The sequence below is a fragment of the Modicisalibacter sp. genome, assembly GCF_055145905.1.
In genome coordinates this window covers 43,426-56,001 of sequence record NZ_JBSREH010000045.1, presented here as the reverse complement: position 1 = coordinate 56,001, position 12,576 = coordinate 43,426, and the positions used below count along the sequence as shown (strand labels likewise).

Below are 12,576 nucleotides of genomic sequence, written 5' to 3'. Positions count from 1 at the left end.
GCTTCGCCTTGTCCCCGGCGCCCACCATTGCTGGAGTTTGGAGGAGATGAGCTCTAAGCGGTGCTAGCGCAACCCACGCAGGACCCCGACGGGACGGCCACGGCCGTCCCGTCGCTGTTTCAGGGGGGCGTCTCCTCCCCCGCCACGCCCTCGAAGGGACGCGCCGCCAGCTCCCGCAGATGATCGATCAGAGCCTGGGCCGCCGAAGGCAGCGCTTCGTCACGTCGCGTGATGATCCCGTAATAATCGAGCGGCTTGCCGATGATGCGCTCGAGCAGCACGTACTGACCGCTTTCCAGCGGGCGCCGCAGCACCGAACGCGGCAGCACCGCCAGCATGTCCGAATCCAGCAGCAGCTGCAGCGTGGTCTGGATCGAGGTGGTCTCGACCACATTGTCCGGCGAGGTCACGCCCTCGGCCGCCAGCGCCGCCTCGAACACGCCGCGCATCGGGCTGGTCATCGGGTGCAGGATCCACGGCCAGCGGCTCAGCGTTGCCAGATCCGGCATGCCGTCGCCCGCCGCCAGGGGGTGGCCGCGTCGAACCACGACCCGCAGCGGCTCGTCGCGCAGCGGCTCGAAGTCGAACTGGTTGTGCTGGCTGACATGGGTCAGACGGCCGATGACCAGGTCGAGCCGCCGATACTCGAGCTCGACCAGCAGCCGGTCGCTGGTCTGTTCCTGCAGGTGGACGGAAAGCCGCGGACGCTCGCGCTTCAAGCGGGCGATCGCCGCCGGCAGGATCTCCGGTGCCGCCGCCGCGATCGCGCCGATCAGCAGGCGTCCGTAGCCTCCCGCCCGCCGGTCATTGATATCGCTGACCAGTCGGTCCGCCTCGTTGAGCAGCCGCCAGGCATGGCGGATCACCGGCTCGCCCAGCTCGGTGGGCAGCATGGCACGCGGCAGCCGCTCGAACAGCGCGAAGCCGAAGAAGCCTTCCAGGTCGCGCAGCATCTTGCTCGCCGCCGGCTGGCTCAGGTGCATGGCACGTGCCGCGGCATGCAGGTTGCGGCTGCGATCCAGCGTGGTCAGCAGCACCAGATGCTTGAAGCGCAGCCAGCCAAAAAGATGGGTAGATGACAGGGGGTCCATGGACGTCGCTCCCCGGCACGGCAAGGCGCGCCTTTTGATAACCAGAAGAAATCGCAGTAACAAAATTTTGATTGGAAGGTTATCGCAATTCCCGCTTACCTTGCCAAGAGGCTTGAGTCCCGGCGACGACCGGCAACATGGCAAGGAGCAGGCATGACCACCATCACCCACCTCGACGTGCGCGACATTCGATTCCCCACCTCGCGCGACCTGGACGGCTCGGACGCGATGAATGCGGCGCCGGACTATTCGGCCACCTACGTGATCCTCACCACCGATGCCGGCGACGGCCTGGAAGGCCACGGACTGACCTTCACCATCGGCCGCGGCAACGAGGTGTGCGTGGCGGCCGTGCGCTCGCTGGCCTCGCGGATCGTCGGCCAGCGTCTGGAAACCATCACCGCCGACATGGGCGTCTTCTGGCGCGAGCTGACCAGCGGCGACAGCCAGCTGCGCTGGCTGGGCCCGGAGAAGGGCGTGATCCACCTGGCGAGCGCCGCGATCATCAACGCCGTCTGGGACCTGTGGGCCAAGCGCGAGGGCAAGCCGGTCTGGCAGCTGCTGGCCGACATGACGCCCGAGGCGCTGGTGCGCTGCCTGGACTTCCGCTTCGTCAGCGACGCCCTCACGCCCCAGGAGGCGCTGGCCATCCTCAAGCGCAACGAGGCCGGCAAGGCCGAACGGATCGCGCACCTTCGCGAGTCGGGCTACCCAGGCTACACCACCTCCGCCGGCTGGCTGGGCTACTCGGAAGACAAGATGCGCCGCCTGGCCCGCGAGGCCCTGGAGGAAGGCTGGGAGCACTTCAAGCAGAAGGTCGGCGGCGACCTGGCGGAAGACCGCCGCCGGGCGCAGATCCTGCGCGAGGAGATCGGCTGGCAGCGCAGCCTGATGATGGATGCCAACCAGATGTGGGACGTCGACGAGGCGATCGCCAAGATGCGCGACCTGGCCGAGTTCGATCCGCTGTGGATCGAGGAGCCCACCAGCCCGGACGACATCCTCGGCCACGCCGAGATCCGCGAACGCCTGGCGCCGGCCATCGGCGTCGCCACCGGCGAGCACTGCCACAACCGGGTGATGTTCAAGCAGCTGCTGCAGGCCGGGGCGATCGACTACTGCCAGCTCGATGCCGCGCGACTCGGCGGCCTCAACGAGGTGATCGTGGTGCTGCTGCTGGCCGCCAAGTACGACGTGCCGGTCTGCCCCCACGGCGGCGGTGTGGGGCTCTGCGAGTACACCCAGCACATCTCGGCCTTCGACTACATCGCCGTGTCCGGCTCGCTGGAGGGGCGGCTGCTCGAGTATGTCGACCACCTGCACGAGCACTTCCTCGATCCGGTGCGCATCGAGCGCGGCCGCTACCGGCTGCCCGAGGCCCCGGGCTACAGCATCACCATGCACGCCGAGTCACTCGAGCGCCATGTCTTCCCCGAGGGTGAAGCCTGGCAGTCATGAGCGCTCCCCTCAGGCCATGTTCGACCAACGGCCAAGTCTCGTCGAGCGCCAAAGTCGTGTAGGTTCAACATAGACAAAAAAGAAGCAGACATTAAGCCACATAGTTTGCGCATGACCGCCCGGGATGGGCCCGGCCCGCCCGGCACACGCCACGTGTCTCGCACACGTCAGCCACTCCAAGGAGCCAAGCATGAAAACAACCACAATGACCCGCGTGACTTCGCTGATCGGCGGCGCCCTGCTGGGCCTGACCGCCCTGCAGGCCAGCGCCGCCAGCGAGATGCCGCCGATCCCCGACGTCAAGGGCGACGTCGTCAAGGCCGACGGCGACTTCAAGATCAAGTTCAGCATCGGCACTACCCAGTCCGGCGCCCAGTATCGCGGCCTCGAGTACTTCGAGAAGATCGTCGAGAAACGCAGCGACGGCCACATCAAGGTCGAACTGTTCCCCGGCGCGCAGCTGGGCGATGACCTGCAGGCGGTCAGCGCCCTGCAGTCCGGCACCCTGGAGATGACCGCGCCGTCGACCTCGCCGCTGGTCAGCATGTTCCCGAAGTTCGCCCTCTTCGACCTGCCCTTCCTGTTCCCCACCCCGGAGGTAGCCGACCAGGTGCTGGACGGCGAGATCGGCCAGCAGATGCTCGAGGACGCCTCGACCAACGGCCTGGTGGCGATCGGCTGGGCGGAGAACGGCTATCGCCAGCTGACCAACAGCCAGCACCCGGTCAGCTCGCCGGCGGATCTCGACGGCCTCAAGATCCGCACCATGCAGAACCCCATCCACCTGGATATCTGGCGCACCCTCGGGGCCAACCCCACGCCGATGTCCTTCGCCGAGCTGTTCACCGCGCTGGAACAGGGCGTGGTCGACGGCCAGGAGAACCCCTGGATCACCATCCAGTCCTCCAAGTTCAACGAGGTGCAGGACTACGCCACCGAGACCAACCACGTCTACACGCCGTTCATCACCCTGGTGTCGGAGCGCTTCTGGAACAAGCTGCCGGCGGAGTACCAGCAGCTGCTGCGTGACGCCGCCAAGCAGATGGGCGACTACGAACGCCACGTCAGCCGCTCCATGAACGACCAGATCAAGCAGGAGCTGGCCGACTCGGGCATGCAGATCACCGAGCTGACTCCCGAGCAGATGAAGGCCTTCCAGGAGACGGTGGCCCCGGTCTACGACGACTGGCGCGACAAGATCGGCGGCGAGCTGATCGACAAGGTCCGCGCGGTCTCCCAGTAATCACCGACCGGCGTCGGGCGGGCGCTGACGCTCGCCCGACGCGCCGTATTCGGAGGGCGCCATGAACGCATCCCATTCTTCCCGCAGTGCGCTCGCCCTGCTCAAGACCACCCTGGAAATCGCCGTCGGCCTGCTGGTACTGGGCGTGGTGTTCTGCGTGGCGGCCAACGTCTTCGGCCGCTTCGTGCTCAACTACTCCTACGCCTGGGCCGAGGAACTCTCCCGCGTGTTGTTCATCTGGCTGGTGCTGCTCGGCGCCGGACTGGGCAGCATCGACCGCGAGCACGTCGCGGTCACCTACTTTCAGGACAAGGCCCCGGCGCCGTTGCGCAAGCTGTTCGCCCTGCTGTGCATCGCAGTGATCTATATCGTCTGCGTGTGCATCCTGCTCGGCTTCCGTGACCAGCTGTCGGGCTTCACCAGCGCCACGCCAATGCTGCAGATACCCAGAACCGTGCTCTACAGCGCCATGCCGGTCATGGCCGTGCTCACCCTGATCGCCAATACCCTGGCGCTCGTCAAGCTGTTGCGGGGGACCGCCTCATGATTCTCTGGAGCATTCTCGTCGGGCTGGCGATCTGCATCGTCATCGGCCTACCGATCTCGTTCGGGCTGGCGGCCATCAGCCTGTTCATCTTCTTCGCCGCCGACTACTCGCTGTCACCCATCGTCGCCCAGGCGGTCAACGGGCTCGACTCCTTTCCGCTGCTGGCGATTCCGCTGTTCATCCTGGTCGGCGAGGTGATGAGTCAGGGCGGCATCGCCCAGCGCCTGGTACGGCTGGCCAGCGCCCTGGTGGGCTTCGTCGCCGGCGGGCTGGGCCAGGTGGCGGTGCTGACCTCGATGTTCTTCGGCGGCATCAGCGGCTCGGCGGTGGCCGACGCCTCCGCGGTGGGCAGCATGATGATCGAGCCGATGAAGCAGCACCGCTACAGCGGCCCGCTGGCCACGGCGATCGTGGTCGCCGCCTCGGTGGTGGGCATCATCATTCCGCCGTCGATCCCCATGATCCTGTTCGGGGTGGTCACCAATACCTCGATCTCGCAGCTGTTCATGGCCGGCATCGTGCCCGGCGTGCTGATCACCCTGGGGCTGGCAGTCACCACCTTCCTGCAGGCCCGCAAGACCGGCAAGGGCCAGCCCTTCGAGCTCCGCGAGCTGTGGCTGGCACTCAAGGATTCGCTGCTCGCGCTGCTGCTGCCGGTGATCATCGTCGGCGGCATCCTCTCCGGGGTGTTCACCCCCACCGAGAGTGCGGCGATCGCCCTGATCTACGCCATCGCGGTGTCGATGTTCATCTACCGCAGCCTGTCCCTGAAACGCTTCTTCCAGCTGTGCATCGCCACCGGCCGGCTGACCGGCGTGGTCATGCTGCTGCTGGCCTTCGCCAGCGTGCTGGCCTGGCTGCTGACCGCCAACATGATTCCGCAGCAACTGGTCGTCAGCCTGTCGGCGATCACCGAGAACAAGCTGCTGCTGCTCCTGCTGCTGTCGCTGTTCCTGCTGGTGGTGGGCTTCTTCATGGATCTGACGCCGGCGATGGTGATCCTGGCGCCGCTGATGACGCCGGTGGTGGTCAAGCTGGGCATCGACCCGGTGTACTTCGGCGTGCTGATGTCGTTCATCCTCGGTCTGGGACTGATCACCCCGCCGGTGGGTACGGTGCTCTACGTCGGCTGCGGCGTGGGCAAGGTGGGCATGGAACATCTGGTCAAGAGCCTGCTGCCCTTCTACCTGACCCTGTTGCTGCTGCTGGCCGCCTTCCTGATCTTCCCTGACCTGATTCTCTGGTATCGGTAACGCTGCAAAGGAGCCCGCCATGCCCCTCGATCCCGCGTCCCTGAAGGCCTTCCTCGTCGAGCGTATCGGCGATGCCGGGGTGGTCGACGACCCGGCCGACCTGCCCCGCTACACCACCGACTGGGCCGGTGACCGACGTGGCGAACCGCTGCTCGTCGCCCGGCCACGCACCACCGACGAGGTGGCGGCGGTCGTCGCCCACTGCCACCGCCACGGCATCCCCATGGTGCCCCAGGGCGGGCATTCCGGGCTGGTGGGCGGCGCCCTTCCCGACGCCGAACGCCCTGAGCTGGTGATCAGCCTCGAGCGGCTGAACCGGATTCGCGCCATCGACCCGCTCAACTTCACCCTGAGCGTGGACGCCGGCTGCGTACTGCAGACGGTCAAGGACGCCGCCGCCGAGCACGACTGCGACTTCCCGCTGAGCCTCGGCGCCCAGGGCAGTTGCCAGATCGGCGGCAACGTCGCCACCAACGCCGGCGGCCTCAACGTGCTGCGCCACGGCATGATGCGCCAGCTGGTGCTGGGCCTGGAGGTGGTGCTGCCCGACGGCCGCGTGTGGAACGCCATGCACGCCCTGCACAAGGACAACCGCGGCTACGACCTCAAGCAGCTGTTCATCGGCGCGGAGGGCACCCTGGGCATCGTCACCGGTGCGGTGCTCAAGCTCTCTCCCCGGACGCACAACACGCGTACCGCCCTGGTGGCCGTGCCCGACGTGAACGCGGCGATGGCCCTCTACGGCCAGGCGCGACGCAGTTGCTGCGACCTGCTCAGCGCCTTCGAGCTGATCCCGCGCGCCTGCCTGGAACTCGCCTTCGAGGCCGATCCCTCGCTGCCCGATCCGCTGGACAGCCCCTATCCCGTCTACGTGCTGCTGGAGGTCGCCGCCAGCGGCCCGCTGGATCTCGACGCCATGATCGAACATCTCTTCGAGACCGGCATGGCGGCCGGACAGATTCTCGACGGCGTGCTGGCCGGCAGCGACACCCAGGCCGAGCGCCTGTGGCAGATCCGCGAGCGCATGGTCGAGGGCCAGCAGCTGCGCGGGGAACACCTGCGCACCGACATCGCCCTGCCCATCTCGACCCTGGCGGACTTCTTCACGGCCGCCAGCCAATTGATGGCCGACCACTCGCCGGACACCACGGTGATCGCCTACGGCCACATCGGCGACGGCAACCTGCACTTCAACCTGCTGCCGCCGGCCGAGCTCGAGCTGGCTGACAAGAAGGCCCTGCTGCACGACCTGGAAACCGAGCTGTTCGCGCTGGTCGACGTCTACCACGGCAGCATCAGTGCCGAACACGGCATCGGCCGAGTCAAGCAGGTCCCCTACCTGGCCGCCCTGGCCCCGGTGGAGCGTGAACTGCTCGAGGGCATCAAGCAGCTGTTCGACCCCAAGGAATTGATGAGTCCCGGGCGCATCCTGCCCCGGCGTCACTGAAATCTTCACCTGGCTTCCCGGGTGCCGGCATGGCATCCGGGACATGCCGCCCATTCTTCTCCCACTTTCCCCTCGTTTTCGCGCCCCTCGACGAAAAGCCAATGCCCGCCGCACCGCCGGGTATGGCAAGTCGTCACCGGCTGTACCATACTCGACATGACAGTCACGCTGTTAACCTGTCATACAATATGTCAGCCAATGACACCGCCACCATGAGGCCGCCATGCGACTTCGAGACAAGACCGCCCTGGTGACCGCCGCCGGTCAGGGTATCGGCAACGCGACCGCGCGCCGCTTCGCGGCCGAGGGCGCCCGCGTGCATGCCACCGACATTGCCACCGACAAGCTGGAAAGCCTGGCGGACGTGCCCGGTATCGAGATCCACCGGCTCGACGTGCTCGATGCCCGGGCCATCGCGCAACTGGCCCGGTCCCTGCCCGGGATCGACATCCTGTTCAACTGTGCCGGCCATGTCGCCAGCGGTTCGCTGCTCGACTGCGACGAGGACGCCTGGGAGCGCTCCCTGTCGCTCAACGTCACGGCCATGTATCGGATGATCCGCGCCTTCCTGCCCGGCATGCTGGACCGGGAGCACGGCAGCATCATCAACATGGCCTCGGTGGCCTCGAGCCTGAAGGGCGTGCCCAACCGCTTCGCCTACGGCACCACCAAGGCCGCCGTGCTGGGCCTGACGAAATCGGTGGCGGTGGACTATTTGACCCGGGGCATTCGCTGCAACGCCATCTGCCCGGGCACGGTGAGCTCGCCCTCGCTGATGCAGCGCATTGCCGACCAGGCCGCCGAGCAGGGGCGCAGCGAGGCCGACGTGCATGCCGAGTTCATCGCGCGCCAGCCCCTGGGGCGCCTGGGCACGCCGGAGGAGATCGCCGCGCTGGCCACCTACCTCGCCGCGGACGAGTCGGCCTACACCACCGGCACCTTCTCGGTCATCGATGGCGGCTGGCTGGCCTGATCCCGCTGGACCTCTCTCGACTACACGCTCGACCACAAGGAATCCCAACGCATGAAACTGCTGCGCGTCGGCCCCTCGGGCCAGGAAAAACCCGCCCTGCTCGCCGAGGACGGCACCCTTCGCGACCTGTCCGGGCAGATCGACGACCTCGCCGGCGACGTGCTGGCGGCCGCGCGACTGCGCGAGCTGGCGGCACTGCCGATCGACAGCCTGCCGGTGATCGAGACCGACACCCGCATCGGTCCCTGCGTGGGCCGGATCGGCAAGTTCATCTGCATCGGCCTCAACTACGCCGACCACGCCGCCGAAAGCGGTTCCGAGGTCCCCGCCGAACCCGTGGTCTTCAACAAGTGGACCAGCGCGGTCTGCGGCCCCGACGACGACGTGCGCCTGCCGCGCGGCTCGCAGAAGACCGACTGGGAGGTCGAGCTGGGCGTGGTGATCGGCAAGGGCGGACGCTACATCGAAGAGGCCGATGCCATGGCGCATGTCGCCGGCTTCTGCGTGGTCAATGACGTCTCGGAACGCGAGTATCAGCTCGAGCGCTGCGGCAGCTGGGACAAGGGCAAGGGCTGCGACACCTTCGGCCCGCTGGGCCCGTGGCTGGTGACGCCCGACGAGATCGCCGACCCGCATGACCTGAACCTGTGGCTCGAGGTCGACGGCAAGCGCTATCAGGACGGCTCGACACGCACCATGGTCTACAAGGTGCCCTTCCTGATCAGCTATCTCAGCCGCTTCATGAGCCTGCAACCGGGTGACGTGATCTCCACCGGCACGCCTCCGGGCGTGGGCATGGGCCAGACACCGCCCACCTACCTGCGCGCCGGGCAGACCATCCGCCTGGGCATCGACGGCCTGGGCGAGCAGCGCCAGCGCGTCGTGGCCGACTGAACGAGACTACCCGGGGCGGCGCCATGACCGCCCCGGGACGGAGCAACCTGCAATGAGCCAGACCATCATCAGCGACACCTTCCAGCGTCCCAGCCTGCGCGTCCATGCGCTCGACAACGTGCATGTCGCCCTCAAGGACCTGCCGGCCGGCACCGAGATCGACGACGACGGACGGACCGTCCGCCTGACCGAGGCCGTGCGCCACAAGCACAAGTTCACCCTCGCCCCGCTGGCGGAAGGCGAGCTGGTCATCATGTACGGCGTCACCGTGGGTCGGGCCACCCGGGCGATCGCCGAAGGCGCCGCGATCACCACCGAGAACACCGAACATTCCACCGACAGCCACCCCGCCCAGGCCCACCGCGACCGCTGGAGCGCCCCGGACGTGACCCGCTTCAGCGGCGCCACCTTCGACGGCTACCACCGTCCGGACGGCCGGGTCGGCACCAGCAACGTCTGGCTGGTGGTGCCGCTGGTCTTCTGCGAAAACCGCAACGTCGAGGTGCTGCGCCAGTGCGTCGCCGATGCACTGGGCGAGGACCCGTACCGCGACTACAAGCGCATGGCACGCGAGCTGCTGCATGGCGAGGCGTCCCCCGCCGCGGACTCCGCGCCCTCGCGGGCACTCTTTCCCAACGTCGACGGCGTGCGTTTTCTGACCCATACCCTGGGCTGCGGCGGTACCGACGACGACGCCCAGGCCCTGTGCCAGCTGCTCGCCGGCTACATCTGCCACCCCAATGTCGCCGGCGCCACCGTGCTCAGCCTGGGCTGCCAGAAGGCCCAGATCGAGATGCTCCGGCAGGTCGTGGCACAGCGCGACCCGCAGGGTCTGCGCCCGGTGCACTACTTCGAGCAGCAGGCCGCCCAGGGCGAGGACGCCCTGATCCGCGAGGCCCTGACCACCATCTTCGACGGCCTGAAGGAAGCCGACCGGGTCACGCGCCAGCCGGCGCCGCTGTCGGCACTGACCATCGGCGTGGAGTGCGGCGGCTCCGACGGCTTCTCGGGCCTGTCGGCCAACCCGCTGGTGGGCGCGGTCATCGACCGCCTGGTCACCCTGGGAGGCAGCGGCATCCTCAGCGAATTCCCCGAGCTGTGCGGCGTGGAGCACGAGCTCATCGCCCGCTGCCGCGACGACCGTGTCGCCGAGCGCTTCCGCGAACTGATGGATGCCTACCAGCGCCATGCCGCCGCCGTCGGCGCCCACTTCTCGATGAATCCCTCGCCCGGCAACATCCGTGACGGACTGATCACCGACGCCATGAAATCCGCCGGTGCGGCGAAGAAGGGCGGCGACAGCCCGGTGGTCGACGTGCTCGACTACACCGAGCCGAGCGTGCGCCAGGGGCTCAACCTGCTGTGCACGCCGGGCAACGACGTGGAATCCACCACCGCGCTGGTCGGCTCCGGGGCGAACCTGGTGATGTTCACCACCGGTCTGGGCACACCCACCGGCAACCCCATCGCGCCGGTGCTCAAGGTCGCCAGCAACAGCGAAATGGCACAGCGTCTGCCGGACATCATCGACTTCGACGCCGGGCCCATCATCCGCGGCGAGGCCCAGATCGCCGAGCTGGCCGAGGAACTGCTGCAGCTGTGCATCGACACAGCATCCGGACGCTACCAGCCCCGGGCCGTGCGCCTGGCACAGTACGACTTCATTCCGTGGAAACGCGGCGTCTCGCTGTAGATGGACCGCCGCCACGCGGCGACGTGAACCTGCGTGGAGACATGAAAAAGGGCGCCGATCGGCGCCCTTGGTGTCCAGGCCGTCTGCACCGGCGATTCTGGCCGGCGCAGCGCCGAATCAGCCCTCGTCGGACAGGCGCTCCTTCAGCTGCCGATAGGTGCCGTAGTGGCGATCGAGATGACGACGCATCGCCGCCTCGGCGGCATCCGGGTCGCCGGAGGCGATGGCCTCGACGATCTCGGTATGCGCCTGCAGCGCGGCATGATCCTCGCCCTCGCGCTGCAATACATGCGCCCGACGGTCATCGAGCCATTCCGACAGGGCCTCGTGCACGGCGTTGAAGATCGGATTGCGGGCGATCGCGGCCAGCACGCCGTGGAAGTCGTTGTCGCTGCGCTTGAAGCGGGTATCGTCGTCGAGCGCCTCGCGGTTCTCGTCCAGGGCACGGCGCAGGCTGGCGATATCCTCGGCGCTGGCATGCTGTGCCGCATAACGCGCCATGGAGATCTCGAACATGGCACGCGCCTCCTGGAAGTACTGCTGCCCTTCCGACTGGGCAAGCAACTGCCGGGTCACGCCGGACAGCCGCGCCATCACGGCCTCGGCGGTGGGCCGAATGACCCGGGCACGCGTGCCGCTGTTGATGGCGATGAGCCCCAGCCGCTGCAGGTAGAACAGCGCCTCGCGCACCGCCGGTCGGCCGACGCCGAACTGCTCCATGAGCTCGCGCTCGGCGGGCAGTTGATCGTCCGCCTTGAGCCGTCCCTCGAGAATGTCCTTCTCGAGCTGTTCGGCCACCTGCTCGGAAAGCGTCTTGCGCTCTACCTTGTATTTCGTCATTCGCTGCGACTCCTCGCCAACCGTGTCTGCGCCCCTATGGTACTGCATTGCCGCCCGGTCAGGTCAGCGGCAACGCCGTCACGCCCAGCGACTCGGCCAGTTGCCGATAGGCCGCGACGTTGGCCGAGTCCAGCGGAATCCCCTCGGCGTCCCGCTGCGCCTGGCAACGCCACTCACGGTCGCCCGGCGCCAGCACCTCGCTGCCTTCGCCGGCGGGCTGGGCACGCAGGTCCTCGAGGTAGGCCGCGATGGCCCGCTCGTAGACCTCGCGCTCCACGAAGGCTCCGGGATTCATGACCAGGAAGAAATGCCCGATGCCCCGCGGCGTGTGCATGTCCTCGCCGATCATCGGCAGCAGGCGGAACCCGTGCAGCATGCCCGACAGACTGGCGCTGAGTACCTCGACCATGCCGGCCAGGGCGGCGCCCTTGAAGCCGAAGTCGGCGCCGCCCAGCGGCAGCAGCGAGGCGGCCGTGTGAGGGTCGGTGGTCAGGCCGCCGTGCTCATCGACCACCACGTTCGGCGGCAGAGTCCGGTCGATGGCGCGATACTGCTGGACGCGATTCCAGGGGATCGAGCTGGTCGCCATGTCGACCAGGTAGGGCTGGCCCGAGGCCACCGGCGCCGCGAAGGCGATGGGGTTGGTACCATGGAAGGCATTGGTGCCGTCGTGCAGGTTCACCAGGGCGTCGGCGGTACAGAACGCCATTCCCATGTAGCCCCGCCGCGCGGCTTCCAGCGCGTAGCAGCCGGCAGCGCCGAAGTGCGACGAGTTGCCCACCGCCACCGCCCCCATGCCGGTCTCCTCGGCCATCGCGATCGCCCGGTCGATGGCCTGATACCCCGCCGGATGGCCGAGCCCGTCGTCGGCGTCCAGATAGCCCGTCGCCGGCAGACGCTGCGTGAAGCGCATGGCCGGGCGGGCCTTGATGCGCCCGCCCTGCAGCGCCCGGATGTAATGCGGCAGCAGACGCAGCCCGTGGCTGTCGGTTCCCATGCGGGACGCGGTCAGCAGGGCCCGGGCGACCGCCTCGGCGGAGGTGTCGTCGACGTCGCAGCGCAGCAGTGCCTCGTGCATGAAGCGGCGCAGTTCCTCGGCGGGGACGCGGGCGGCGATATCCTGGGTCATGAGCAAAG

The 12,576-nt window shown here is 67.8% G+C and carries 11 protein-coding genes; 8 read left to right on the top strand and 3 right to left on the bottom strand.

What is annotated here, in order from left to right:
• Positions 1-119: 119 nt before the first annotated feature.
• Positions 120-1,091, bottom strand: a complete 972-nt coding sequence (locus ACTCB7_RS13685; protein WP_163648526.1) for a LysR family transcriptional regulator — start codon at positions 1,089-1,091, stop codon at positions 120-122.
• Between the two features lie 153 nt (positions 1,092-1,244).
• On the opposite strand from ACTCB7_RS13685, the gene ACTCB7_RS13680 reads away from it, so the two are divergent.
• The 8 genes from ACTCB7_RS13680 (at position 1,245) to ACTCB7_RS13645 (ending at position 10,599) form a co-directional block, all read left to right on the top strand.
• A complete protein-coding gene (locus ACTCB7_RS13680; protein WP_463007088.1) occupies positions 1,245-2,549 on the top strand; it encodes an L-fuconate dehydratase in 1,305 nt (434 codons plus the stop codon).
• 190 nt (positions 2,550-2,739) lie between these two features.
• Positions 2,740-3,792: a TRAP transporter substrate-binding protein gene (locus ACTCB7_RS13675; protein ID WP_463007087.1), complete on the top strand. Its 1,053-nt coding sequence runs from the start codon at positions 2,740-2,742 to the stop codon at positions 3,790-3,792.
• Between the two features lie 61 nt (positions 3,793-3,853).
• Entirely contained in the window at positions 3,854-4,339 is a 486-nt protein-coding gene (locus tag ACTCB7_RS13670) for a TRAP transporter small permease (protein WP_163648523.1), read from the top strand.
• A complete protein-coding gene (locus tag ACTCB7_RS13665; RefSeq protein WP_163648522.1) occupies positions 4,336-5,592 on the top strand; it encodes a TRAP transporter large permease in 1,257 nt (418 codons plus the stop codon). Before ACTCB7_RS13670 ends, ACTCB7_RS13665 begins: the two co-directional genes overlap by 4 nt.
• Before the next feature lie 19 nt (positions 5,593-5,611).
• Positions 5,612-7,039: an FAD-binding oxidoreductase gene (locus ACTCB7_RS13660; protein WP_463007086.1), complete on the top strand. Its 1,428-nt coding sequence runs from the start codon at positions 5,612-5,614 to the stop codon at positions 7,037-7,039.
• Between the two features lie 223 nt (positions 7,040-7,262).
• Entirely contained in the window at positions 7,263-8,012 is a 750-nt protein-coding gene (locus ACTCB7_RS13655; protein WP_463007085.1) for an SDR family oxidoreductase, read from the top strand.
• Between the two features lie 51 nt (positions 8,013-8,063).
• Positions 8,064-8,906, top strand: coding sequence for a fumarylacetoacetate hydrolase family protein (locus ACTCB7_RS13650; protein WP_224414487.1), 843 nt, complete (start codon positions 8,064-8,066; stop codon positions 8,904-8,906).
• Positions 8,907-8,958: 52 nt separating this feature from the next.
• Positions 8,959-10,599, top strand: a complete 1,641-nt coding sequence (locus tag ACTCB7_RS13645) for a UxaA family hydrolase (protein ID WP_463007084.1) — start codon at positions 8,959-8,961, stop codon at positions 10,597-10,599.
• A 117-nt stretch (positions 10,600-10,716) separates the two neighbouring features.
• Here the strand turns inward: ACTCB7_RS13645 and nanR are convergent, their stop codons facing one another.
• Both nanR and ACTCB7_RS13635 read right to left on the bottom strand, forming a co-directional pair.
• Entirely contained in the window at positions 10,717-11,439 is a 723-nt protein-coding gene (nanR, locus tag ACTCB7_RS13640; protein WP_224414485.1) for a transcriptional regulator NanR, read from the bottom strand.
• A gap of 58 nt (positions 11,440-11,497) precedes the next feature.
• Positions 11,498-12,568 carry an Ldh family oxidoreductase gene (locus ACTCB7_RS13635; protein ID WP_463007083.1) on the bottom strand — a complete coding sequence of 357 codons (1,071 nt, stop codon included), beginning with the start codon at positions 12,566-12,568 and terminating at the stop codon, positions 11,498-11,500.
• Positions 12,569-12,576 lie beyond the last annotated feature (8 nt).

Excerpts from the sequence above, each read along its gene's own strand:
- ACTCB7_RS13685 (WP_163648526.1), bottom strand. The coding sequence starts at position 1,091 with ATGGACCCCCTGTCATCTACCCATCTTTTTGGCTGGCTGCGCTTCAAG.
- ACTCB7_RS13680 (WP_463007088.1), top strand. The coding sequence starts at position 1,245 with ATGACCACCATCACCCACCTCGACGTGCGCGACATTCGATTCCCCACC.
- ACTCB7_RS13675 (WP_463007087.1), top strand. The coding sequence starts at position 2,740 with ATGAAAACAACCACAATGACCCGCGTGACTTCGCTGATCGGCGGCGCC.
- ACTCB7_RS13670 (WP_163648523.1), top strand. The coding sequence starts at position 3,854 with ATGAACGCATCCCATTCTTCCCGCAGTGCGCTCGCCCTGCTCAAGACC.
- ACTCB7_RS13665 (WP_163648522.1), top strand. The coding sequence starts at position 4,336 with ATGATTCTCTGGAGCATTCTCGTCGGGCTGGCGATCTGCATCGTCATC.
- ACTCB7_RS13660 (WP_463007086.1), top strand. The coding sequence starts at position 5,612 with ATGCCCCTCGATCCCGCGTCCCTGAAGGCCTTCCTCGTCGAGCGTATC.
- ACTCB7_RS13655 (WP_463007085.1), top strand. The coding sequence starts at position 7,263 with ATGCGACTTCGAGACAAGACCGCCCTGGTGACCGCCGCCGGTCAGGGT.
- ACTCB7_RS13650 (WP_224414487.1), top strand. The coding sequence starts at position 8,064 with ATGAAACTGCTGCGCGTCGGCCCCTCGGGCCAGGAAAAACCCGCCCTG.
- ACTCB7_RS13645 (WP_463007084.1), top strand. The coding sequence starts at position 8,959 with ATGAGCCAGACCATCATCAGCGACACCTTCCAGCGTCCCAGCCTGCGC.
- nanR (WP_224414485.1), bottom strand. The coding sequence starts at position 11,439 with ATGACGAAATACAAGGTAGAGCGCAAGACGCTTTCCGAGCAGGTGGCC.
- ACTCB7_RS13635 (WP_463007083.1), bottom strand. The coding sequence starts at position 12,568 with ATGACCCAGGATATCGCCGCCCGCGTCCCCGCCGAGGAACTGCGCCGC.